This is a genomic window from Pseudomonas sp. 3HC3, from assembly GCF_044904505.1.
GTDB lineage: Bacteria > Pseudomonadota > Gammaproteobacteria > Pseudomonadales > Pseudomonadaceae > Aquipseudomonas > Aquipseudomonas putida_Y.
In genome coordinates, this window is sequence record NZ_JADDRH010000018.1 from 94,203 (window position 1) to 116,684 (window position 22,482).

The following is a 22,482-nucleotide window of genomic DNA, read 5'->3' on the forward strand; positions in this document are numbered from 1 at the left end:
CGTTTATTGTGTGGGAATTGGTCAAGTCCGGTGGTTGGATGATGCTGCCGATCATTCTGAGCTCCATCGCTGCCATGGCTATCGTCGTCGAACGCCTGTGGACCTTGCGCGCCAGTCGCGTCACCCCGCCGCACCTGCTGGGCCAGGTATGGATGTGGATCAAGGACAAGCAACTGACCAGTGACAAGCTCAAGGCCCTGCGTGCCGATTCGCCACTGGGTGAAATCCTCGCGGCAGGCCTGGCCAATTCGCGTCACGGTCGGGAGATCATGAAAGAGTGCATCGAGGAGGCCGCCTCGCGCGTCATCCACGAACTGGAGCGCTACATCAGCACCCTCGGCACCATCGCCGCCATGGCGCCTCTGCTGGGCCTGCTGGGCACCGTGCTGGGCATGATCGACATTTTCAGCGCCTTCATGGGCTCGCAGATGACCGCCAACGCCGCCGTGCTGGCCGGTGGTATCTCCAAGGCCCTGGTCACCACTGCGGCAGGCCTGATGGTCGGTATCCCGGCGGTGTTCTTCCACCGCTTCCTGCTGCGCCGCATCGATGAGCTGGTAATCGGCATGGAGCAGGAGGCGATCAAGCTGGTGGAAGTGATCCAGGGCGACCGTGAAGTGGAAGTGGCCGGAGGCAAGGCGTGAAGTTCCGGCGCAATCGCCAGCGGGAGAACGTCGACATCAACCTGGCATCGTTGATCGACGTGGTGTTCGTCCTGCTGCTGTTCTTCGTGGTCACCACCACCTTCACCCGCGAAACGCAACTCCGCGTCGAGCTGCCCGAAGCCACCAGTGCCGAGCGGGCGCCGGCTGACCAGGGCAAGCTGGTGGAAATCACCATCAGCGCCGAAGGCGTGTATTCGGTAAACAACCACCTGCTGCCCAAAAGTGACCTGGCCACCCTGAGCGAGGCCATAGAGCGCGAGTCGGGCGGTGACAACAAGTTGCCGCTGGCCATCAGCGCCGACGGCAAGACCCCGCACCAGGCTGTGGTCACCGCAATGGATGCTGCCGGCAAGCTCGGTTTCAGCCAGTTGCGCATGACCACCGTCGAGGCGGCCCAGGGCACGCCTTGATGGCAGTCGCCGACCGCTTGCTCGCCGCCTGGTACGCCGGGCATCCGGCGCTGGTGCTGCTGCGTCCGCTGGAGGCCTTGTATCGCCGCGTGGTCACGCGCAAGCGGGCACGTTTTCTAAGGGGTGACAGTGCCAGCTACCGGGCTCCGGTACCGGTCATTGTGGTGGGCAACATCACCGTCGGTGGCACCGGCAAGACGCCGATGATCCTCTGGCTGATCGAGCACTGTCGCCAGCAGGGGCTGAAGGTGGGTGTGGTCAGCCGCGGTTATGGTGCCAGGCCGCCGCAGCTGCCCTGGCGGGTGCAGGCCGATCAGGCGGCCGATCAGGCGGGCGACGAACCGCTGCTGATCGTGCAACGCACCGGCGTGCCACTGATGATCGACCCCGATCGCTCCCGTGCCGTGCAGGCATTGCTGGCCAGCGAACCCCTCGACCTGATCCTGTGCGACGACGGTATGCAGCACTACCGCCTGGCCCGTGACCTGGAGCTGGTGCTGATCGACGCTGCCCGCGGCCTGGGCAATGGCCGCTGCCTGCCGGCGGGGCCGTTGCGTGAGCCGGCCGACCGCTTGCGTGAGGCTGACGCGGTGCTGTTCAACGGCGCCAGCGAAGACCGCACCGATGGTTTCGGTTTCCGCCTGCAGCCGTCCGCCCTGGTCAACCTGCGCAGTGGCGAGCGCCGTGCGCTCGACCATTTCCCCGTCGGCCAGCGCCTGCATGCGGTGGCCGGTATCGGCAACCCGCAACGTTTCTTCAACACCCTGCTGGGGCTAAACTGGCAGCCGGTGCCGCATCCCTTCGCCGACCATGCGCAGTTCAGTGCCCGGAGCCTGGCTTTCAGCCCGCCACTGCCGCTGGTCATGACCGAGAAGGACGCGGTGAAATGCCGGGCCTTTGCCGCTGACGACTGGTGGTACCTGGCCGTCGAAGCGCAGCCTACGCCGGCTTTCAGCGCCTGGTTCGACAACCAGCTGCAACGCTTGTTGCGCAAACCCTGAGCCCGTTTTCAATTTCCGGCCACCTGGCCTAAAGGAAGCCTCCAATGGACACCAAACTGCTCGATATCCTGGCCTGCCCGATCACCAAGGGGCCACTCAAGCTGAGCGCCGACAAGACCGAGTTGATCAGCAAGGGCGCTGGCCTGGCCTACCCGATTCGCGACGGTATCCCGGTCATGCTGGAAAGCGAGGCACGCACCCTGACCGACGACGAGCGTCTTGACAAATGAGCCTGGAATTTACGGTAGTAATCCCCGCCCGGCTGCGCTCCACTCGCCTGCCAGGCAAACCGCTGCTGCTGATTGCCGGCAAGCCGATGGTGCAACATGTGTGGGAGCAGGCCCGCAAGAGCGGTGCCAGCCGTGTGGTCATCGCCACCGACGACACCAGCATCCTCGAAGCCTGCCAGGCCTTCGGCGCCGAAGTGCTGATGACCCGTGCCGATCATGAATCGGGCACTGACCGCCTGGCCGAAGTGGCCGCGTACCTCGGTTTGCCGGCTGACGCCATCGTGGTCAACGTGCAGGGCGACGAGCCGCTGATCCCGCCGGTGATCATCGACCAGGTGGCGGCCAACCTGGCTGCGCATCCGGAAGCGGGCATCGCCACCTTGGCCGAGCCGATCCATGAGCCGGAAACCGTGTTCAACCCTAACGCGGTCAAGGTAGTGAGTGACAAGAACGGCCTGGCCCTGACGTTCAGCCGAGCGCCGCTGCCCTGGGCCCGCGATACCTTTGCCAAGGCCCGCGACGTGCTGCCGGAAGGGGTGCCATATCGCCGCCATATTGGCATGTACGCCTACCGTGTCGGATTCCTGCACGACTTCGTCAGCTGGGGCCCATGCTGGCTCGAGCAGGCTGAAGCGCTGGAGCAACTGCGTGCCCTGTGGCACGGCGTACGCATTCACATCGAGGACGCCATTGAGGCGCCTGCCGTGGGTGTCGACACCCCTGAGGATCTGGAGCGCGTACGGCGCTTGCTGGAGGCCTGATGCGCGTCCTGTTCGTGTGCCTGGGCAACATCTGCCGCTCGCCCACTGCCGAAGGCGTGCTGCGCCATCAATTGCATGCCGCCGGGCTCGCCGACAAGGTGCAGGTGGCTTCTGCCGGCACCGGCGATTGGCATGTCGGCAAGGCGCCAGACAGCCGCACCTGCAAGGCGGCGCTGGCGCGTGGTTACGATCTGTCGCAGCAACGCGCCCAGCAGGTCAAGGCCTCGCACTTCGCCGAATACGACCTGGTGTTGGCCATGGATGAGCACAACCTGCGCGATTTGCGCGCCCTGCGCCCGTCCACGGCAGTGGGTGAACTCGACCTGTTCCTGCGCCGCTACGGTGCAGCCCTGGATGAAGTGCCAGACCCTTACTATGGTGGTGCCGACGGCTTCGAGCAGGTGCTGGATCTGGTGGAAGCGGCTTGCCAGGCGCTGGTACTGGAAATCAAGGGGCGTCTATGACAGTGCAGTGGCAGGAGCATGTATCGCTCAAGCCTTACAATACCTTCGGCATCGACGTGAAGGCGCGCTATTTCAGCCAGGTGCAGGACGACCAGCAGGTGCGTCAGGCACTGGACCAGGCACAGCAAAGGGGCCTGCCGGTGCTGGTGATCGGGGGTGGCAGCAACCTGCTGCTGACCCGCGATATCGATGCACTGGTGCTGCACATGGCCAGCCGCGGTCGGCGTGTGCTCAGTGATGATGGCGAGCGTATCGTGGTCGAAGCCGAGGCCGGTGAGCCGTGGCACGCGTTTGTGCAATGGGCGCTGGCGCAGGGCTATTGCGGGTTGGAGAACCTCAGCCTGATCCCCGGCACCGTAGGTGCTGCGCCGATGCAGAACGTGGGCGCTTACGGGGTGGAAACCAAGGACGTATTCGCCGGGCTGACAGCCCTGGACCGTGAGACGGGCGCGCTGCGTGACTTCAGTTTGGCGGAATGTGCTTTCGGCTATCGCGACAGCCTTTTCAAGCGCAATCCCGGCCGCTGGTTGATCCTGCGTGTGCGCTTTGCCTTGACCCGCACCCTGCACGCTCATCTGGACTATGGCCCGGTGCGCCATCGTCTGTCTGAGCAGGGTGTGACCGAGATGACCGCGCAAGCGATCAGCGATGCAATCTGCAGCATTCGCCGCGAGAAGCTGCCAGATCCGGTAGAGCTTGGTAATGCCGGGAGCTTCTTCAAGAACCCGGTGGTAACGGCTGATCTGGTCGAGCGAATTCGTGCGCAGTATCCCGCGGTTGTGGCTTACCCCCAAGCGGATGGCCAGGTGAAACTGGCGGCGGGCTGGTTGATTGAGCAGGCGGGCTGGAAGGGTCATCGTGAGGGTGATGCTGGCGTGCATCGCTTGCAGTCGCTGGTGCTGGTCAACTATGGCCAGGCGAGCGGAGCGCAGATGCATGCGCTGGCGCGCAAGATTCAGGCGGATATCTTCGAGCGGTTTGGGGTTGAGCTGGAGATGGAGCCTAATCTTTACTGATTTGCCGGCTGTGAACCTCCCGTAGGAGCGGGTTTGCCCGCGAAGAGGCCGGGCCTGGTGGCCAATTTCCACCTGCTGTTCACCGTTGCCGCCACCACCGTATTCGCGGGTAAACCCGCTCCTACACGCTGATCGGTGGTGGACACACATCGGGGGTTGGACACAGGCCATTGTAGGAGCGGGTTTACCCGCGAAGAGGCCCGTCAGGCAAACCAAAAAAAGCCCCGCCAGTTCGCACTGGCGGGGCTTTTTCATTCAGCTTTGGCTATCAGCCGTGATGAGGTTTGTGCTCATCGGCGGCTTCCAGGGCTGGTTCCTGGGAGGCTGCAGCAGCCTCCTGTGCGGCTTTGGCAGCAGCCTCGGCCTCACGCTTGCGGCGACGCACTTCACGTGGGTCGTTCGGTGCGCGGCCATTGGTCAGCATGACAGTGGCAGGTTCGACCGCTGCAGGTGCAGGCTCGGCCGCCACTTCTGGCTGGGCTTCGACAGCCGGGGCAGGCTGCACGGCAACCGGAGCGACTTCGACCACGGCCGGGGCCTGTTCGATCTCACCGGCTTCTACCGCTGGGGCTTCTGCTGGGGTTTCAGTGACCACGGTTTCTGCAACCACGGCCGGCTCGACAGCAGGTGCGTCTTCAGCGACAGGCTGCGGGGCAGTTTCGACCACGGGCTCGGCAGTTGCCTCGGCTGCGGCCACTGGCTCGGTGACCGGCTGCTCGACTGCTGGGGCCACGGACGCTTCTTCAGCTTTGGCGACCGCTTCGGCCTGCTCGACCGGCTGGGTGGCTTCGCTGTTGTCGGTTTCTGCAACGGTAGCGACTTCGGCGGTAGCCCGCTCGGCCTGCTGGTTGGCCTGGGCTTCTGCGTCGGAGCTGATGTTGCTGCTGGCGACAGCAGCCGTCACGGCAAGGCCGGCAGCCAGTTCGGCACCCAGCTCGGTGGCCTGGTGCTGTTGTGGCTGCTCTTCGCTGCCTTCTTCTTCACTGCCGTCGATCAGCTCGCCATTGGCGTTGCGCTGACGCTCACGACGGTTGCTGCGACGACGCTGGCCGCGGGAGCGGCGGCGCGGGCGCTCGCCATCGGTGCCTTCCTGCTCGTCTTGCAGCTGCTCTTCGCTTGGCAGTTGCTCTTCGGCCAGCTCGGCAGCCTGTTCGGCTGCTTCTTCGGCAGCGCGTGGTTGACGCTCTTCGCGTGGTGGGCGCGGGGCGCGTTCTTCGCGTGGAGCGCGCTCTTCACGTGGAGCACGTTCTTCACGAGGGGCGCGCTCTTCGCGTGGAGCACGTTCTTCACGAGGGGCGCGCTCTTCACGTGGAGCACGTTCTTCACGAGGGGCGCGCTCTTCACGTGGAGCACGTTCTTCACGAGGAGCGCGTTCTTCGCGTGGGGCACGCTCTTCGCGGGCTACACGTTCTTCGCGCGGCTGGCGCTCTTCGCGTTCGGCTGGCGGGGTAGCGTCCAGCGGCTCGCGCAGCTCGCGAACGCGCTCTTCGCCACGGTTGCTACGGCGGTCCTCGCGTGGCTGGCGTGGGGCGCGTTCCTCGCGCGGTGCACGCTCTTCACGTGGGGCGCGTTCTTCGCGCGGTGCACGCTCTTCGCGTGGGGCACGCTCTTCGCGCGGTGCACGCTCGGCACGCTCTTCACGCGGCTTGCGTTCTTCGTCGCGGCGGCCGTTGCGGTTGCGGCTTTGCTGGCGGCCGTTGCGGCGTTCTTCGTTGCGCGGGCTGCGCTCGGCGGCCGGTTTTTCGGCGGCGGGAACCACTGGCGCGGCGGCAGGCTCGTCCTTGCCGGCGAACAGGCTGACCAGCGACTTCACCAGGCCCTTGAACAGGCTTGGCTCTGGGGCGCTCGGGGCAGGGGCGACCGGGGCGGCAGGCTGGGGCTCTTCAGCGGCTGCCGGTACCGGTGCGTTGGCGCGTGCCGGGGCCGTCTTCACTGCGGCCTCCTGGCGTACCAGGGTGCGGGTGGCGGTCGGCTGCGGCGCTTCTTCGGCTTCGGCGGCGGCGATTTCGTAGCTGGACTGATTGTTCAGCACTTCAGGGTTGTCATCGCGCAGGCGCTGGACTTCGAAGTGCGGGGTCTCCAGGTGGTCGTTCGGCAGGATGATGATGCGCGCACGGGTGCGCAGCTCGATCTTGGTGATCGAATTGCGTTTTTCATTCAGCAGGAAAGCGGCCACCGGGATCGGCACTTGGGCACGTACTTCGGCGGTGCGATCCTTCAGGGCTTCTTCTTCGATCAGGCGCAGGATGGCCAGCGACAGCGACTCGACGTCACGGATGATGCCGGTGCCGGAGCAGCGTGGGCAGACGATGCCGCTGCTTTCGCCCAGCGATGGGCGCAGACGCTGACGGGACATTTCCAGCAGGCCGAAGCGCGAGATGCGGCCTACCTGCACGCGAGCGCGGTCGGCTTCCAGGCATTCACGAACGCGCTCTTCAACAGCGCGCTGGTTCTTCGCCGGGGTCATGTCGATGAAGTCGATGACGATCAGGCCGCCGATGTCACGCAGGCGCAGCTGGCGGGCGATTTCCTCGGCCGCTTCCAGGTTGGTCTGCAGGGCGGTTTCTTCGATGTCGCTGCCTTTGGTGGCGCGCGCCGAGTTGATGTCGATGGACACCAGAGCTTCGGTCGGGTCGATCACGATCGAACCACCGGACGGCAGGTCAACCACGCGCTGGAAGGCCGTCTCGATCTGGCTTTCGATCTGGAAGCGGTTGAACAGCGGCACGCTGTCTTCGTACAGCTTGACCTTGCTGGCGTACTGCGGCATCACCTGGCGGATGAAGGTCAGCGCTTCTTCCTGGGCTTCGATGCTGTCGATCAGCACTTCGCCGATGTCCTGGCGCAGGTAGTCGCGAATGGCGCGGATGATGACGTTGCTTTCCTGGTAGATCAGGAATGGCGCGGCGCGGTCCAGGGACGCTTCCTTGATGGCGGTCCACAGTTGCAGCAGGTAGTCCAGGTCCCACTGCATTTCTTCGCTGCTGCGGCCAAGGCCGGCAGTGCGCACGATCAGGCCCATGTCGCCCGGCACGGTCAGGCCGTTCAGGGCTTCGCGCAGTTCGTTGCGCTCTTCGCCTTCGATGCGGCGGGAGATGCCACCGGCACGTGGGTTGTTGGGCATCAGCACCAGGTAGCGGCCGGCCAGGCTGATGAAGGTGGTAAGGGCGGCGCCTTTGTTGCCGCGCTCTTCCTTCTCGACCTGAACGATGACTTCCTGGCCTTCGCTGAGCACTTCCTTGATGTTGACCCGGCCTTCTGGGGCCTTCTTGAAGTACTCGCGGGAGATTTCTTTCAGCGGCAGAAAGCCGTGACGTTCGGAACCGAAGTCGACGAAGGCGGCTTCGAGGCTGGGTTCGATGCGGGTGATCTTGCCTTTGTAGATGTTGGCCTTTTTCTGCTCGCGCGCGCCGGACTCGATGTCCAGATCGTAGAGACGTTGGCCGTCCACCAGGGCTACACGCAACTCTTCGGGTTGAGTCGCGTTAATCAGCATTCTTTTCATGTTGTACCGTCGGTTTCCGGGCTGCCGGAAACGGCGTTCGGCACACACGACGTCTCATGGTCGGTGCCAAGGTGCGCAAAGGGTGGCCGGGCCACCCCCGTGTCGAGCGACGTTCGGCACCAGCCGGTTGCCCAGCCTGCCGTTGTCGCGACGACGCGTCCTGTTTGCTGCGGTGCCAACAAGGCCCCGGTGGCTTCGAATAGGTATCCGAATCAACCAAGCGGGCCTTGTGCACTCAGTCAGGAGGAGGAATCAACCGTCAGCCGTGGACGCCCGGAGGGCATCTGTTCAGGACCTTATCCGCTCACCAGCCGTCAGTGGGCTGGTGGCCGGACGCGGTGCTACACGGTCCGAGGGCTGTGCATCTCCACCCTGCACGTATCCCTGATAATTCGGGTGCTGCCGCGCGCTGAATCCGCAACGGGTTGCATTTTTCGCCAGCGCTGGTTCTGCGCTGGCGCCATTCATGTCCAAGGCAGGTATTTCCGAAGCATTCGCCGGGCGATGCGTGGAAGCGACTCGCGGGCAGAGGTGCAGCGAAAAGAATCGGGTAAGCAGGTGAAACACCGCACTTGTCGTTTTTTTTCGGTCTTCTCTACACGGCGCTGGTGGCGATTCCAGGCATTTCGGTAAACTGGCGAAAACCCCGTAGGACGGCCTCGCGTCCTGGAGAATTGCGAAGGTCAGGGACCGGCAAAGAGCCTGGTGCCGCTGGCCTGCCGCTTTTGGCGGCGTTCGCGACTATAGCAGCAATGATTAAGTGCTTCAATTCCATAAAAAATTGTTATGATCCCGCAATGACGACCAATACCCCTCCGACTTCCGGCGTTCAGCTGATCGAAGTCGCGCCGGAGCTTGCCGGCCAACGCATCGATAATTTCCTCATCACGGCCCTCAAGGGTGTGCCCAAGACGCTGGTCTACCGCATCCTGCGCAAGGGTGAGGTGAGGGTCAACAAGGGCCGCGTCAAGCCGGAGTACAAAATCCAGGCCGGCGACATCGTACGGGTGCCGCCCGTTCGCCTGCCGGAGCGAGATGAGCCGGCACCGGTGGCCCAAGGCCTCCTGCAGCGGCTGGAAGCCGCCATTGTCTACGAAGACAAGGCGCTTATCGTGATGAACAAGCCGGCCGGCATTGCCGTGCACGGCGGCAGTGGCCTGAGCTTCGGGGTGATCGAGGCGCTGCGCCAGTTGCGCCCGGACGCCAAGGAGCTGGAGCTGGTGCACCGCCTGGATCGCGACACGTCTGGCCTGTTGATGATCGCCAAGAAGCGCAGCATGCTGCGCCACCTGCATGCTGCCCTGCGCGGCGATGGTGTCGACAAGCGCTACATGGCGCTGGTGCGCGGCCACTGGCCAACCTCGAAAAAGCAGGTCAACGCGCCGTTGCTCAAGAGCAACCTGCGTTCCGGCGAACGCATGGTCGAAGTGAACGAGGAAGGCAAGGACGCGCTGACCCTGTTTCGCGTGCTGCGCCGTTTTGGCGACTTTGCCACCATTGTCGAGGCGCGCCCGATCACCGGTCGTACCCACCAGATCCGCGTGCACACCCTGCATGCCGGGCACATGATCGCTGGCGACAGCAAATACGGCGACGAAGACTTCAGTCGCGAAATACGTGAGCTGGGTGGCAAGCGCTTGTTCCTGCATGCCTATGCACTGACCGTACCGCTGCCGGACGGTGGTGAACTGAAGCTCGAAGCGCCTGTGGATGCAGTATGGGCGAAAACCGTTGAACGTTTGAGTGCGTCCTGACCCATGAAGAAAGGCTATGAGCTACTGATCTTCGACTGGGACGGCACCCTGGCCGATTCCATTGGCCGTATTGTCGAGGCCATGAGTGTCGCCGCCGAGCGTGCCGGCGAGGCGCAGAGCAGCGACGATGCGGTCAAGGGCATCATCGGTCTGGCCCTGGATGAGGCGATCCATACCCTGTACCCGCACCTGGCGCCGGCAGGGGTTGCCAGCTTCCGCCAGCACTATGCCGATGTCTACGTTGCACTGGATCAGCAGCCTTCGCCGCTGTTCGATGGCGTGGTCGAGTCGCTGGATGCCTTTCGCGCCGAGGGTTACCGCCTGGCGGTGGCCACCGGCAAGGCCCGTCGCGGGCTGGATCGGGTGCTCAAGGCCAATGGCTGGGAGCGGTTCTTCGACATCACCCGTGCCGCTGACGAGACCCGTGGCAAGCCGCACCCTCTGATGCTTGAGGAAATCCTCGGTCATTGTGGTGTCGAACCGGCGCGAGCGCTGATGGTCGGAGATTCGGCATTCGACCTGCAGATGGCCAGTAATGCCGGCATGCATTCGGTGGCGGTTGGCTATGGTGCCATGTCGCTGCAGGCGCTGGCCGAGTTTGGTCCGCAGGTATGCATCGATCACTTTTCCCAGTTGCGCGAGTGGCTGGGTGGTTCCGCAATTCCACTTCCAAGGTAGGTAAGCATGGCAGACGAATGGAAAGCCCCAGAGGCCGGGCCCGGGGAGCGCGAAGAGCGCAACAGCTGGAAGCTGCTGGAAAAGACCTTGCTGGCCAGTGTGCAGGAGCAGCGACGGTCGCGGCGCTGGGGGATCTTCTTCAAGCTGCTGACCTTCGTCTATCTGTTCGGCATTCTGGCGTTGTTCTCGCCGCTGATGGACATGGACAAGGCTGCTTCGCGCAGTGCCAGCCACACCGCGCTGGTCGAGGTGCGCGGGGTGATTGCTGATCAGGAGGCTGCCAGCGCCGATAACATCGTCAAGAGCCTGCGAGAGGCGTTCAAGGACGACAAGACCAAGGCTGTAGTGATGCGTATCAACAGCCCGGGTGGCAGCCCGGTGCAGGCGGGTTACGTTTATGACGAAATCCGTCGCCTGCGTGCTGAATATCCCGCCATCAAGCTGTATGCGGTGATCGCCGATCTTGGTGCTTCCGGGGCCTATTACATCGCCAGTGCGGCGGATGAGATCTATGCCGACAAGGCCAGCCTGGTGGGTTCCATTGGCGTGACGGCGGCCGGTTATGGCTTTGTCGGCACCATGGAGAAGTTGGGGGTCGAGCGGCGTGCCTACACCTCGGGTGAGCACAAGGCGTTCCTTGATCCGTTTTCGCCGGAAAAGCCAGAAGAGACCCGGTTCTGGCAGGGTGTGCTGGATACCACGCACCAGCAGTTCATCGCCATGGTCAAGCAGGGGCGGGGTGAGCGCCTGAAGGATAAGGAGCACCCGGAGTTGTTCAGCGGCCTGATCTGGTCGGGTGAGCAGGCCAAGGCACTGGGGCTGGTGGATGGCTTGGGCAGCGCCAGCTATGTGGCGCGTGAAATCGTGGGCGAAAAGGAGTTGGTGGATTTCACTGTTCAGGAGTCGCCTTTCGATCGCTTCTCCAAGCGCGTGGGGGCCAGCGTGGCTGAGCACCTGGCGATGTGGATGGGGTTCCAGGGGCCGCAGTTGCGTTGAGTTCGTCGCAGTTTGTGGTGTCTGGCAGATCGAGCGCCGCCCGCGCGGCGCATTGCGCGCTAGCTCGCTCATCAATCGGGGCGCCCAGCGGTGCGGTGGAATCGCCACGCACCGTTGTAGGAGCGGGTTTGCCCGCGAATAGGCCGGACCTGCCGGCCAATATCCCCAGTCGATCACCCTTCCGGGCGGCGCTCGATCTGCGGGGCACCAAAATTTCCAGCCAGGTTACGGAACCATCACCCCTTCCTTTGTCAGCATGTCCACCAGCCGAATCAGCGGCAGCCCGATCAGGCTGGTCGCATCGCACCCGTGCGTGCTCTGGAACAGGCTCACCCCCAGGCCCTCGGCCTTGAAGCTCCCTGCGCAATCCAGCGGCTGTTCTGCTGTCACGTAACGCTCTACCTGCTCCCTGCTCAGTTCACGCAGTGTCACGGTAAAAGGCACGCAATCTACCTGGCAGTGCCCGGTGGCGCTGTTCAGCAGCGCCAGCCCGGTCAGAAAGCTCACCTGTTGCCCGCTGCACTCCAGCAGTTGCTCGCAGGCGCGCTCGAACGTGTGCGGCTTGCCCAGCACCTGCTCACCCAATACTGCAACCTGGTCCGAGCCGATAATCAGGTGCCCAGGGTAGCTGTCTGTCAATGCCTCGGCCTTTTGCCTGGCCAGCCGGCGCACCAGCTCTACGGGCGGCTCACCATCCAGGCGTTGCTCGTCTATATCGGGGCTTGCCCAGGTGAAGGACAGGTGCAGGCGTGCGAGCAGTTCGCGGCGATAGGCAGAGCTGGAAGCCAGTAACAAAGGAAGCATGGTAGACTCCGGGTTCGGTTGAACCAATTCTATCACGCACGATGCCGCCTAATTTCCTTTGACAGGGGCGGGGGGCATCCCTAGAATGCTGCGCCTATGTTGAATGACCCGATTCCACCTCACGTTGACCCGCGCAAATTAGCCGATCGTGGCGTAACCCTTAACGGTTCGCTGCAACTCGCTGATTTGGAAAGACTCTGCGACCCGCTTTCCGACAATGTCGGTACGGTGCAGGCGAAGTTCGATTTTGAACGAGATGAACAGCACGTGGTGGTAATCCACAGCGAGCTGGACGTCGAAGTCAAGATGGTTTGCCAGCGTTGTCTTGAGCTGGTCACCCTGCCGATCCACAGCGAATGTACTTACGCGGTGGTGAAGGAGGGTGCGAATACCCAGTCGTTGCCGAAAGGCTATGACGTGCTGGAACTGGGCGAAGATCCTTTGGATCTGCAGGCATTGGTCGAGGAGGAGCTTTTGCTCGCCTTGCCAATCGTGCCTGCTCATCATCCGGAAGAATGCCAGCAGCCGGCGGGCGCAGACGAGCCCGAATCGAGCAAGGACGAGGTATCGCGGTCCAACCCGTTCAGTGTTTTGGCGCAGTTAAAGCGTGACCCAAACGTTTAGGAGTTAATCAATTATGGCTGTTCAGCAGAACAAAAAATCCCGCTCTGCCCGTGACATGCGCCGTTCGCACGACGCCCTGTCGGAAAACGCGCTGTCGGTAGAGAAAACCACTGGTGAAGTTCACCTGCGTCACCACGTTTCGCCAGAAGGCGTATACCGTGGTCGTAAAGTGGTTGACAAGGGCGCTGACGAGTAATCCTTGTCCGCTCAGGTCATCGCGATCGACGCAATGGGCGGGGACTTCGGTCCCCGCAGCATTGTCCAGGCTAGCATTGCCTGCCTTTCGGCTACCCCCTCGCTCCACCTGACCCTCGTCGGTCAACCCTCCCTCCTTGAAGATCTCGTCAGTGGCCTGCCAGCTGCGGATCGCGCGCGTCTGCAGATTGTTGCCGCCAGTGAGGTAATCGGTATGGACGAGCGGCCATCCCAGGCGTTACGTGGCAAGCCGGATTCGTCGATGCGCATCGCCCTCGAACTGGTACGCGACGGAAAAGCCCAGGCCTGCGTCAGTGCCGGCAATACCGGGGCGCTGATGGCGTTGTCGCGCTTTGTGCTCAAGACTCTGCCGGGTATCGACCGGCCGGCCATGGTGGCGGCGATCCCGACCCAAACGGGTTACTGCCAACTGCTCGATCTGGGCGCCAATGTCGACTGCAGTGCCGAAAACCTCTACCAATTCGCTGTAATGGGCTCTGTGGCTGCTCAGGCTCTGGGTGTGCACCGGCCAAGGGTCGCACTGTTGAATATCGGTACCGAGGACATCAAGGGTAACCAGCAGGTCAAGCTGGCTGCCACGCTGTTGCAGAATGCTCGCGGCCTCAACTATGTCGGTTTCGTCGAAGGGGACGGCCTGTACCGGGGTGAGGCAGACGTGGTGGTGTGCGACGGTTTTGTCGGCAACATACTGCTCAAGTCCAGCGAAGGCCTGGCGACGATGATCGGTGCGCGTATCGAAAAACTGTTCAAGGGCGGTGCTTTTGCCCGCGTTGCCGGGGCCGTTGCCATGCCGCTGCTCAAGCGTCTGCAAGCCGACCTGGCGCCGGCGCGGCACAATGGGGCGAGCTTCCTGGGGCTGCAGGGTATCGTCATCAAGAGTCATGGCTCTGCGGGTGTACAGGGGTTTCAGAGTGCCATCCAGCGGGCGCTGATCGAAATTCAGGAGAATCTGCCGCAGCGGCTGCACGGCCGCCTTGAAGACCTGTTGCCTTAGGCATTTCGCCGATGAAGTGCTTAAATGTGACCGCTTGGTCTGTGTTTTCATCCAAGTTTTCAGATTCCGCGCTTGGCCTCGGGCCTGGCGCACACTATCCGACGACAAGATCATAAGGGCTTGTTCAATGTCTGCATCCCTCGCATTCGTCTTTCCCGGTCAAGGTTCCCAATCGCTGGGCATGCTCGCCGAGCTCGGCGCCGAGAAGCCAGTGATCATCGAAACCTTCAAGGAAGCGTCCGAAGCGCTCGGCTACGACCTGTGGAAGCTGGTCCAGGACGGCCCGGAAGAGCAACTTAACCAGACCGACAAGACCCAGCCGGCGATCCTCACCGCGTCCATCGCGTTGTGGCGCCTGTGGCTGGAAGAGGGTGGTGCCAAGCCCGCCTTCGTTTCCGGTCACAGCCTGGGCGAATACAGCGCCCTGGTCGCCGCTGGCAGCATCAGCCTGAAAGACGCCGTTCGCCTGGTCGAGCGCCGCGGCCAGCTGATGCAGGAGGCCGTACCGGCCGGTCACGGCGCCATGGCTGCCATTCTCGGTCTGGACGATGCTGTGGTCGTGGAGCTCTGCGCCGAAGCCGCTGAGGACGAAGTGGTCAGTGCCGTGAACTTCAACTCGCCTGGTCAGGTGGTCATCGCCGGTAACAAGGCAGCGGTAGATCGCGCCATGGAACTGTGCAAGGCCAAAGGTGCCAAGCGCGCCCTGCCGCTGGCGGTCAGCGTTCCGTCGCACTGTGCCCTGATGAAGCCGGCCGCCGATCGCTTTGCCGATTCGGTCAACGCCATCGAATGGAAGGCCCCGCAGATTCCGGTGGTGCAGAACGTCACTGCCGCCGTCGCCGCCGACCTCGATGCCCTCAAGCACGACCTGCTGGCACAGCTGTACCAGCCGGTACGCTGGGTCGAGTGCGTGCAGACGCTGGCCGCCAACGGTGCGGTCAACCTGGTCGAGTGTGGCCCGGGCAAGGTCCTGGCTGGCCTTAACAAGCGTTGCGCCGACGGCGTGACCACCTACAACCTCAACACCCCTGACGCCGTTGCTGCCGCCCGCGCGGCACTGGCCTGATTTGGAGAAGCTTGCATGAGCCTGCAAGGTAAAGTTGCACTGGTTACCGGCGCCAGCCGTGGAATTGGCCAGGCCATCGCCCTCGAGCTGGGCCGCCAGGGCGCGACCGTCATCGGCACCGCCACTTCGGCGTCCGGCGCCGAGCGGATCGCTGCCACCCTGAAAGAACACGGCATCACCGGCACCGGCATGGAGCTGAACGTGACCAGCGCCGAATCGGTTGAAGCCGTACTGGCCGCCATTGGCGAACAGTTCGGTGCGCCGGCCATTCTGGTCAACAACGCCGGTATCACCCGCGACAACCTCATGCTGCGCATGAAAGACGACGAGTGGTTCGATGTCATCGACACCAACCTGAACAGCCTCTACCGTCTGTCCAAGGGCGTGCTGCGTGGCATGACCAAGGCACGTTGGGGTCGTATCATCAGCATCGGCTCGGTCGTCGGTGCCATGGGTAACGCCGGTCAGGCCAACTACGCGGCTGCCAAGGCCGGCCTGGAAGGTTTCAGTCGCGCCTTGGCGCGTGAAGTGGGTTCGCGTGGCATCACCGTCAACTCGGTGACCCCGGGCTTCATCGATACCGACATGACCCGCGAGCTGCCGGAAGCTCAGCGCGAAGCCCTGCAGACCCAGATTCCGCTGGGCCGCTTGGGCCAGGCTGACGAAATTGCCAAGGTGGTTTCGTTCCTGGCGTCCGACGGCGCAGCCTACGTGACTGGCGCTACCGTGCCGGTCAACGGCGGGATGTACATGTAATACTGCAACTCAATGTGACGGGTTTCGTAAAAAAAGAGTCATACTGCGAGCCTAAAATCCGTTATAAAGCTGCAACCAGATTCCAGGCAGCGGGTGGGGTGACTAGCCTGAAGGTGCGTTTCGCTTGAAAAGCGAACGTCTTTCTATAAAATTAGCCACCGGCCAGCTGCCTGACATATATCCATTAGGAGTGAAAACTAGGTATGAGCACCATCGAAGAACGCGTCAAGAAAATCGTCGCCGAGCAACTGGGCGTCAAGGAAGAAGAAGTGACTAACTCCAAGTCCTTCGTCGATGACCTGGGTGCCGATTCGCTTGACACCGTTGAACTGGTGATGGCTCTGGAAGAGGAATTCGAGACCGAAATCCCTGACGAAGAAGCCGAGAAGATCACTACCGTTCAAGCTGCTATCGACTACGTCCTGGCCCACCAGGCCTAAGACGCTACAGTCGACGCTACTTGTCGGGGAAAACCGCACTGCCTTCGCCGGCGTGCGGTTTTTTCTTTGCGAGCGCCTCGCATTTTTCAGGCTGCTTCGTTCACCGCGCACCAAGAGTCTGTTGCCATTGCATTCCAGTGCTTGAATGCAATGGCAAGAGACTCTGTTATTAGAAAAGGAGAGTACTGTGTCGCGTAGACGCGTCGTGGTCACCGGTATGGGTATGCTGTCGCCACTGGGTACCGATGTACCGAGCACCTGGCAGGGCATTCTGGCTGGCCGCAGTGGCATTGGTCCGATCGAACACACGGACCTGTCTGCCTACTCCACCCGTTTTGGCGGCTCGGTGAAAGGCTTCGAGGTTGAGCAGTACCTGTCGGCCAAAGAGGCCCGCAAACTCGATCTGTTCATCCAGTACGGCCTGGCGGCCGGTTTCCAGGCGGTGCGTAATGCCGGCCTGGAGGTTACTGACGCCAACCGCGAGCGTATTGGTGTGGCCATGGGCTCGGGCATCGGTGGCCTGACCAATATCGAAGAAACCAGCCGCACCCTGCACGATTCGGGGCCGCGCCGCATTTCGCCGTTCTTCGTGCCAGGTTCGATCATCAACATGATCTCCGGTTTCCTGTCGATCCACCTGGGCCTGCAGGGGCCGAATTACGCCATCGCCACCGCTTGCACCACCGGCACCCATTGCATCGGCATGGCCGCACGCAATATTGCCTACGGCGAAGCTGACGTGATGATCGCCGGTGGCGCCGAAATGGCCGCTTGTGGTCTGGGCATGGGCGGTTTTGGCGCTTCGCGCGCGCTGTCTACTCGCAACGACGAGCCAAGCCGGGCCAGCCGCCCGTGGGACAAGGGCCGTGACGGCTTTGTGTTGTCCGACGGTGCTGGTGCCCTGGTGCTCGAAGAACTGGAGCACGCCAAGGCCCGCGGTGCGACTATCTATGCCGAGCTGGTTGGCTTCGGCATGAGCGGCGACGCTTACCACATGACTTCGCCGCCTGACTCTGGCGAAGGCGCTGCCCGCTGCATGACCAACGCCTTGCGTGATGCCGGTATCCAGCCGGAAGAAGTCAGCTACATCAACGCCCACGGCACTTCTACCCCGGCGGGCGATGTGGCCGAAGTGGCGGCGATCAAGCGCGTGTTCGGCGAGCATGCCTATAAACTGGCGGTCAGCTCGACCAAGTCGATGACCGGTCACTTGCTGGGCGCCGCGGGCGCGGTGGAGGCGATCTTCAGCGTGCTGGCCATCAATAGCCAGATGGCCCCGCCGACCATCAACCTGGACGAGCCGGACGAGGGGTGTGACCTCGACTTCGTTCCCCACCAGGCGCGCAGCATGCCGATCGACGTGGTGCTGTCCAACTCGTTCGGCTTTGGCGGCACCAACGGCTCGCTGGTATTCCGCCGGTTTGCCGACTGATGCACAGCTGGATCGACGGCCAGCCGGCGACTGCACTCAACCTGCAGAACCGCGGCCTGGCCTACGGCGATGGCCTGTTCGAAACCATCGCTGTGCGAGGTGCCCGGCCCAGCTTGCTGGACGGGCACCTCGCACGCCTGGCGCTGGGCTGCCAGCGCCTGGCAATCAACGCCGACCTGGCGCTGGTACGCGACGAGTTGCTGCGCTACGCCAGCCAGTTGGGCGAGGGTGTCGCCAAACTCATCCTGACCCGTGGCGATAGCCAGCGTGGCTATGCGCCCGCTGTCGATGCCGCGCCGCGGCGGATCCTGCAAGGCAGCCCATTACCCCGCTATCCTGCTGAGCATGCCGAGCATGGCGTGCGCTTGTTCCCTTGTCAGACCCGGCTTGGGGAACAACCACTGCTGGCCGGCCTCAAACACCTCAATCGCCTGGAGCAGGTGCTGGCCCGCGCCGAATGGCAGGACAGCGGCCATGCCGAAGGCCTGATGCGTGACGCGCAGGGCAGGGTGATCGAAGGGGTATACAGCAATCTGTTTCTGGTGCGTGATGGTGTGCTGCTTACCGCCGACCTTAGTCGCTGTGGCGTGGCGGGCGTGATGCGTGCCGCACTGCTGGAACAGGCCCCACTGCTGGGTATTGCGGTACAAGTCTGCGACCTGTCGTTCGAGGCGCTGGAGCGAGCAGATGAAGTATTTGTTTGCAATAGCGTTTACGGCATTTGGCCTGTGTGTGGCGTAGCCGCGCTAAACTGGTCGCCGGGCCCGCTCACTCGTAAACTGCAGGCCGTTGCCCGTACGTTACTGGAAACCTGAATTCGTGAGACGTAAATTCCTGCTGTTGCTGGAAATGGGCTTGATCCTTGCCGGCCTGGTGCTTGGCTGGTCGGCCTGGAAGGTCAACTCGGTACTGGAGCAGCCCTTGCACGTCACGCAGGAACGCCTGCTGGATGTGCCCAATGGCACTAACCCCAACCGCATGTTCTACAGCATGCAACGAGAAGGGTTGCTCGACGACGCCGTCTGGTTGCGTTTGTACTGGCGCTTCAACATGGCCGGCACCCCTCTGCATACCGGCGAGTATCGTCTTACCCCAGGCATGACCGTCGAGCAGCTGTTTGACGCTTGGCGCCGTGCCGACGTGGTGCAGTACAACCTCACCCTAGTCGAAGGCTGGACCTTCCGCCAGGTGCGCGCGGCCGTGGCCAAGCATGAGAAGATCAAGCATACCCTCGATGGCTTGTCGGATGCCGAGGTCATGGACAAGCTCGGCCATACCGGCGTATTCCCTGAAGGCCGCTTCTTCCCGGACACCTACCGCTTCGTGCGGGGTATGAGCGATGTCGAGTTGCTGCAGCAGGCCTACATGCGCCTGGACGAAGTGCTGGCCAAGGAATGGGCCGAGCGTTCCACAGACCTGCCGTATCGCGACCCTTACCAGGCGCTGATCATGGCCTCCCTGGTAGAAAAGGAAACCGGCATTCCGCAGGAGCGCGGGCAGATCGCCGGCGTCTTCGTGCGGCGCATGCGCCTGGGTATGATGCTGCAGACCGACCCGACGGTTATCTATGGCATGGGTGAACGCTACAACGGCAAGATCACCCGCGCCGACCTGCGCGAGCCTACGCCCTACAACACCTACACCATGACCGGCCTGCCGCCGACCCCGATCGCCATGGTCGGCCGCGAAGCGATTCATGCGGCGCTCAACCCGTCCAATGGCACCAGTCTTTACTTCGTCGCCCGTGGCGATGGCAGCCATGTGTTTTCCGACGACCTCGACGGCCACAACTCGGCGGTGCGCGAGTTCCAGCTCAAGCGCCGGTCGGACTACCGCTCCAGCCCCGCGCCGCAGCGAGAGGCAAAGCCAGCTGCCGATGATGCTGAACAGGCCTCGGGCGCCGACGATGCGCAGCGCCCTGGGCCCCCGGCAGCGGACAAGCCTGCTGCGCAGCCAGCCCCCGATGAAGCGCCCGCGCAGGATGCCCCTGCCGGCGGTGCGCAAGCGGCCGAGCGGCCGACGCCTGAAGAACAACATTAAGGACTGCCTGTGAGCGGCTTGTTTATTACTTTGGAAGGCCCCGAAGGTGCGGGCAAGAGCACCAACCGCGACTACCTGGCCGCGCGCCTGCGCGAGCACGGTCTGGACGTGGTGCTGACCCGTGAGCCAGGCGGCACGCCGCTGGCGGAAAAGGTGCGTGAACTGTTACTGGCCCCGAGCGACGAAGCCATGGCTGCCGACACCGAGCTGCTGCTGGTGTTCGCCGCTCGCGCCCAGCACCTGGCGCAGGTGATCCGTCCGGCGCTGGCCCGTGGGGCTGTGGTGCTGTGTGACCGTTTCACGGACGCCACCTATGCCTATCAGGGCGGCGGTCGTGGTTTGTCGGTCGAGCGTATCGCTACCCTGGAGCAGTTCGTCCAGGGCGACCTGCGCCCGGACCTGACCCTGGTCTTCGACCTGCCGGTAGAAGTAGGTCTTGCCCGAGCCGCTGCCCGTGGTCGCCTGGACCGATTCGAGCAGGAAGGGCAGGCTTTCTTCGAAGCGGTGCGCCAGGCGTACCTGCAGCGCGCCCAGGGTGCGCCACAGCGCTACAGCTTGCTCGATGCGGCACAATCCCTGGAGGCTGTGCAGCGTGACATCGACGCACTGCTGCCAGGCATTTTGGGGCGTTGCCGTGGCTGAGGCCTACCCCTGGCAGCAGGCGCTGTGGCAGCAAATGGCCGGGCGCAGCCGACACGCCCACGCCTATCTGCTGCATGGGCCGCAGGGTATTGGCAAGCGGGCCCTGGCCGAGCGCCTGATGGCGCGCCTGCTGTGCCAACAGCCGCAGGGCCTGGACGCTTGTGGGGCGTGTAAGTCGTGCCTGTTGCTCAAGGCCGGCAGCCACCCGGACAACTTCATCCTTGAGCCGGAGGAGGCTGACAAGCCGATCAAGGTCGACCAGGTGCGTGAGCTGGTGGCCTTTGTGGTGCAAACCGCGCAGCTGGGCGGGCGCAAGGTGGTGTTGATCGAGCCGGTGGAGGCGATGAATGTCAACGCCTCCAACGCCCTGCTCAAAAGCCTTGAAGAACCTTCCGGTGATACCGTGTTGTTGCTGGTGACGCACCAGCCCAGCCGTCTGTTGCCCACGATCAAGAGCCGCTGCCAGCAGGTGGCCTGTCCGCAGCCCAGCCTGGCCCAGAGCCAGGCATGGCTGGCTGGCGCTTTACCCGACTGCGAAGAGGTCGAGCGCGATGAGCTGCTGACGCTGGCAGCAGGCTCGCCATTGATGGCGGTCAGCCTGCAGGCGCAGGGTGTTCGCGAGCAACGCGCGCTGGTAACCGACGGAGTGAAGAAGCTGATCAAGCAGCAGCAATCGCCCAGCCAGCTGGCCGATGCCTGGAGCGGTGTGCCGTTGTTGCTGCTGTTCGACTGGTTCTGCGATTGGACGCACCTGATCCTGCGCTACCAGTTGACCCAGGACGAAGAAGGGTTAGGCTTGGCCGATATGCGCAAGGTCGTGCAATACCTGGCGCAGAAGAGCCGCCAGGCCAAGGTGCTGGAGGTGCAGGCGTGGATCCTCGAACAGCGCCAGAAGGTACTGGGCAAGGCCAACCTCAACCGCGCCTTGTTGCTTGAATCGCTGCTGGCTCACTGGCTGCAACTGCCGGGTGCCCGCTGATTTTCCATTTTTCATGTGTGCAGTTATCCCATGCTCGTAGATTCCCATTGCCACCTCGACCGTCTTGACCTCACTGCCCACCAGGGCTCCCTCGACGCTGCCCTGCAGGCGGCGCGTGAGCGTGGGGTCGGGCATTTCCTGTGCATTGGCGTCAGTGCCGAGAATGCGGGGGCAGTGAAGGCGCTGAGCGAGCAGTACGCTGACGTCGACTGCTCGGTAGGCGTGCACCCGCTGGACCTGGCCCCTGGTGAAACCCCGGCGTTGGAATGGTTGTTGCGCGAATTGGCCCACCCGCATGTGGTGGCGATTGGTGAAACCGGGCTGGATTACCACTACGAGCCGGAGGCTGCCGAACTGCAGCAGGCTTCGTTCCGCCTGCACCTGGAGGCCTCGAGGCAGACCGGCAAGCCGGTGATCGTGCATACCCGGGCGGCGCGCGCCGATACCCTGGCGCTGCTGCGCGAGGCCAGCCTGCCCCAGGCTGGTGTGCTGCACTGCTTTACCGAAGACTGGGACATGGCCAAGGCTGCGCTGGACCTCGGTTATTACATATCGCTGTCTGGAATCGTGACCTTCCGCAATGCCGATGCCTTGCGGGAAGTGGCGCGGCAGGTGCCTGTCGATCGCTTGCTGGTGGAGACCGATTCACCCTATCTGGCACCGATTCCGCACCGGGGCAAGCCGAACTTGCCGCAGTATGTGCGGGAGGTGGCGGAGTATGTGGCTTCCCTGCGTGGGGCCAGTTATGAGCAACTGGCCGAGCAGACTACCGCCAACTTCAAGCGGCTGTTCCCGTTGGCGCGTGTGGATTGATTCACCGGGGTTAGAGATTGTGTGAGGGGCACAAGGTGCCTGCCACAGCCCTTGCAGCGCCTATGAGATCGAGCGCCGCCCGCGCGGCGCTTCGCGGGTAAACCCGCTCCTACGTTTGTTTCGGGCCAGTCCGTCCTGTGCCAAGCGCGCGCGACCGCCTTGTTTGTACGACGCGATATCGAGGCGTGCGCCAAGG

General features: G+C 63.2%; 24 protein-coding genes. 22 read left to right on the top strand and 2 right to left on the bottom strand.

Translation table 11 applies throughout. From position 1 onward, the window contains the following. Positions 1-8 precede the first annotated feature (8 nt). Genes INQ47_RS20535 through murB form a run of 7 tightly spaced genes read left to right on the top strand, consistent with a single transcriptional unit; the run spans position 9 to position 4,547 of the window. Entirely contained in the window at positions 9-644 is a 636-nt protein-coding gene (locus INQ47_RS20535) for a MotA/TolQ/ExbB proton channel family protein (protein WP_233693033.1), read from the top strand. Then, complete coding sequence (locus INQ47_RS20540; RefSeq protein ID WP_252458751.1) at positions 641-1,075, top strand: biopolymer transporter ExbD; 435 nt, start codon at positions 641-643, stop codon at positions 1,073-1,075. Before INQ47_RS20535 ends, INQ47_RS20540 begins: the two co-directional genes overlap by 4 nt. Then, positions 1,075-2,076 (top strand): tetraacyldisaccharide 4'-kinase, encoded by a 1,002-nt coding sequence (lpxK, locus tag INQ47_RS20545; RefSeq protein WP_404702461.1) that lies wholly within the window; start codon positions 1,075-1,077, stop codon positions 2,074-2,076. Before INQ47_RS20540 ends, lpxK begins: the two co-directional genes overlap by 1 nt. Positions 2,077-2,120: 44 nt before the next feature. Continuing rightward, the gene (locus INQ47_RS20550) at positions 2,121-2,306 is read left to right on the top strand and encodes a Trm112 family protein (RefSeq protein ID WP_003247142.1); all 186 of its coding nucleotides are present in this window, start codon (positions 2,121-2,123) and stop codon (positions 2,304-2,306) included. Next, positions 2,303-3,067: a 3-deoxy-manno-octulosonate cytidylyltransferase gene (gene kdsB, locus INQ47_RS20555; protein ID WP_003247143.1), complete on the top strand. Its 765-nt coding sequence runs from the start codon at positions 2,303-2,305 to the stop codon at positions 3,065-3,067. Before INQ47_RS20550 ends, kdsB begins: the two co-directional genes overlap by 4 nt. After that, complete coding sequence (locus INQ47_RS20560; protein WP_004575950.1) at positions 3,067-3,531, top strand: low molecular weight protein-tyrosine-phosphatase; 465 nt, start codon at positions 3,067-3,069, stop codon at positions 3,529-3,531. Before kdsB ends, INQ47_RS20560 begins: the two co-directional genes overlap by 1 nt. Next, complete coding sequence (gene murB, locus INQ47_RS20565; protein WP_404702462.1) at positions 3,528-4,547, top strand: UDP-N-acetylmuramate dehydrogenase; 1,020 nt, start codon at positions 3,528-3,530, stop codon at positions 4,545-4,547. The genes INQ47_RS20560 and murB overlap by 4 nt, the downstream gene beginning before the upstream one ends. A 268-nt stretch (positions 4,548-4,815) precedes the next feature. On the opposite strand, the gene rne is transcribed toward murB, so the two are convergent. Next, positions 4,816-8,052 carry a ribonuclease E gene (gene rne / locus INQ47_RS20570; protein WP_404702463.1) on the bottom strand — a complete coding sequence of 1,079 codons (3,237 nt, stop codon included), beginning with the start codon at positions 8,050-8,052 and terminating at the stop codon, positions 4,816-4,818. Positions 8,053-8,849: 797 nt separating this feature from the next. Here rne and rluC point away from each other — a divergent pair. Genes rluC through INQ47_RS20585 form a run of 3 tightly spaced genes read left to right on the top strand, consistent with a single transcriptional unit; the run spans position 8,850 to position 11,480 of the window. Further along, the gene (gene rluC, locus INQ47_RS20575; protein ID WP_252458756.1) at positions 8,850-9,806 is read left to right on the top strand and encodes a 23S rRNA pseudouridine(955/2504/2580) synthase RluC; all 957 of its coding nucleotides are present in this window, start codon (positions 8,850-8,852) and stop codon (positions 9,804-9,806) included. 3 nt (positions 9,807-9,809) lie between these two features. Then, entirely contained in the window at positions 9,810-10,484 is a 675-nt protein-coding gene (locus tag INQ47_RS20580; protein ID WP_252458757.1) for an HAD family hydrolase, read from the top strand. 6 nt (positions 10,485-10,490) lie between these two features. Next, a complete protein-coding gene (locus INQ47_RS20585; RefSeq protein WP_252458758.1) occupies positions 10,491-11,480 on the top strand; it encodes a S49 family peptidase in 990 nt (329 codons plus the stop codon). A gap of 225 nt (positions 11,481-11,705) precedes the next feature. Here the strand turns inward: INQ47_RS20585 and INQ47_RS20590 are convergent, their stop codons facing one another. Further along, positions 11,706-12,284, bottom strand: a complete 579-nt coding sequence (locus INQ47_RS20590; protein ID WP_404702464.1) for a Maf family protein — start codon at positions 12,282-12,284, stop codon at positions 11,706-11,708. Between the two features lie 96 nt (positions 12,285-12,380). Here INQ47_RS20590 and INQ47_RS20595 point away from each other — a divergent pair, with 96 nt between their 5' ends. From INQ47_RS20595 to INQ47_RS20650, 12 genes are all read left to right on the top strand, one after another. Continuing rightward, complete coding sequence (locus INQ47_RS20595; RefSeq protein ID WP_010952934.1) at positions 12,381-12,908, top strand: YceD family protein; 528 nt, start codon at positions 12,381-12,383, stop codon at positions 12,906-12,908. A 13-nt stretch (positions 12,909-12,921) separates the two neighbouring features. Next, positions 12,922-13,104, top strand: a complete 183-nt coding sequence (gene rpmF / locus INQ47_RS20600) for a 50S ribosomal protein L32 (protein ID WP_003247154.1) — start codon at positions 12,922-12,924, stop codon at positions 13,102-13,104. Positions 13,105-13,107: 3 nt separating this feature from the next. After that, positions 13,108-14,118: a phosphate acyltransferase PlsX gene (gene plsX, locus INQ47_RS20605; RefSeq protein ID WP_289711605.1), complete on the top strand. Its 1,011-nt coding sequence runs from the start codon at positions 13,108-13,110 to the stop codon at positions 14,116-14,118. A 127-nt stretch (positions 14,119-14,245) separates the two neighbouring features. Continuing rightward, positions 14,246-15,184: an ACP S-malonyltransferase gene (gene fabD / locus INQ47_RS20610; RefSeq protein WP_252458760.1), complete on the top strand. Its 939-nt coding sequence runs from the start codon at positions 14,246-14,248 to the stop codon at positions 15,182-15,184. Positions 15,185-15,199: 15 nt separating this feature from the next. Next, positions 15,200-15,940 carry a 3-oxoacyl-ACP reductase FabG gene (fabG, locus tag INQ47_RS20615; RefSeq protein ID WP_003247160.1) on the top strand — a complete coding sequence of 247 codons (741 nt, stop codon included), beginning with the start codon at positions 15,200-15,202 and terminating at the stop codon, positions 15,938-15,940. A gap of 203 nt (positions 15,941-16,143) precedes the next feature. After that, entirely contained in the window at positions 16,144-16,380 is a 237-nt protein-coding gene (acpP, locus tag INQ47_RS20620; protein WP_021784983.1) for an acyl carrier protein, read from the top strand. 187 nt (positions 16,381-16,567) lie between these two features. Next, complete coding sequence (gene fabF, locus INQ47_RS20625; protein WP_404702465.1) at positions 16,568-17,812, top strand: beta-ketoacyl-ACP synthase II; 1,245 nt, start codon at positions 16,568-16,570, stop codon at positions 17,810-17,812. After that, entirely contained in the window at positions 17,812-18,627 is an 816-nt protein-coding gene (gene pabC, locus INQ47_RS20630; protein ID WP_404702466.1) for an aminodeoxychorismate lyase, read from the top strand. The genes fabF and pabC overlap by 1 nt, the downstream gene beginning before the upstream one ends. Positions 18,628-18,631: 4 nt before the next feature. Further along, a complete protein-coding gene (mltG, locus tag INQ47_RS20635) occupies positions 18,632-19,852 on the top strand; it encodes an endolytic transglycosylase MltG (protein WP_404702467.1) in 1,221 nt (406 codons plus the stop codon). A 9-nt stretch (positions 19,853-19,861) separates the two neighbouring features. After that, complete coding sequence (tmk, locus tag INQ47_RS20640; RefSeq protein ID WP_103443895.1) at positions 19,862-20,494, top strand: dTMP kinase; 633 nt, start codon at positions 19,862-19,864, stop codon at positions 20,492-20,494. Beyond that, entirely contained in the window at positions 20,487-21,473 is a 987-nt protein-coding gene (locus tag INQ47_RS20645) for a DNA polymerase III subunit delta' (RefSeq protein WP_404702470.1), read from the top strand. Before tmk ends, INQ47_RS20645 begins: the two co-directional genes overlap by 8 nt. Before the next feature lie 30 nt (positions 21,474-21,503). Further along, a complete protein-coding gene (locus INQ47_RS20650) occupies positions 21,504-22,286 on the top strand; it encodes a TatD family hydrolase (protein WP_161775150.1) in 783 nt (260 codons plus the stop codon). The last annotated feature ends 196 nt before the right edge of the window (positions 22,287-22,482 follow it).

Bases quoted from the DNA above. Each gene is read 5' to 3' on its own strand.
- lpxK (WP_404702461.1), top strand. From the start codon at position 1,075: ATGGCAGTCGCCGACCGCTTGCTCGCCGCCTGGTACGCCGGGCATCCG.
- INQ47_RS20550 (WP_003247142.1), top strand. From the start codon at position 2,121: ATGGACACCAAACTGCTCGATATCCTGGCCTGCCCGATCACCAAGGGG.
- kdsB (WP_003247143.1), top strand. From the start codon at position 2,303: ATGAGCCTGGAATTTACGGTAGTAATCCCCGCCCGGCTGCGCTCCACT.
- INQ47_RS20560 (WP_004575950.1), top strand. From the start codon at position 3,067: ATGCGCGTCCTGTTCGTGTGCCTGGGCAACATCTGCCGCTCGCCCACT.
- murB (WP_404702462.1), top strand. From the start codon at position 3,528: ATGACAGTGCAGTGGCAGGAGCATGTATCGCTCAAGCCTTACAATACC.
- rne (WP_404702463.1), bottom strand. From the start codon at position 8,052: ATGAAAAGAATGCTGATTAACGCGACTCAACCCGAAGAGTTGCGTGTA.
- rluC (WP_252458756.1), top strand. From the start codon at position 8,850: ATGACGACCAATACCCCTCCGACTTCCGGCGTTCAGCTGATCGAAGTC.
- INQ47_RS20580 (WP_252458757.1), top strand. From the start codon at position 9,810: ATGAAGAAAGGCTATGAGCTACTGATCTTCGACTGGGACGGCACCCTG.
- INQ47_RS20585 (WP_252458758.1), top strand. From the start codon at position 10,491: ATGGCAGACGAATGGAAAGCCCCAGAGGCCGGGCCCGGGGAGCGCGAA.
- INQ47_RS20590 (WP_404702464.1), bottom strand. From the start codon at position 12,284: ATGCTTCCTTTGTTACTGGCTTCCAGCTCTGCCTATCGCCGCGAACTG.
- INQ47_RS20595 (WP_010952934.1), top strand. From the start codon at position 12,381: ATGTTGAATGACCCGATTCCACCTCACGTTGACCCGCGCAAATTAGCC.
- rpmF (WP_003247154.1), top strand. From the start codon at position 12,922: ATGGCTGTTCAGCAGAACAAAAAATCCCGCTCTGCCCGTGACATGCGC.
- fabD (WP_252458760.1), top strand. From the start codon at position 14,246: ATGTCTGCATCCCTCGCATTCGTCTTTCCCGGTCAAGGTTCCCAATCG.
- fabG (WP_003247160.1), top strand. From the start codon at position 15,200: ATGAGCCTGCAAGGTAAAGTTGCACTGGTTACCGGCGCCAGCCGTGGA.
- acpP (WP_021784983.1), top strand. From the start codon at position 16,144: ATGAGCACCATCGAAGAACGCGTCAAGAAAATCGTCGCCGAGCAACTG.
- pabC (WP_404702466.1), top strand. From the start codon at position 17,812: ATGCACAGCTGGATCGACGGCCAGCCGGCGACTGCACTCAACCTGCAG.
- INQ47_RS20650 (WP_161775150.1), top strand. From the start codon at position 21,504: ATGCTCGTAGATTCCCATTGCCACCTCGACCGTCTTGACCTCACTGCC.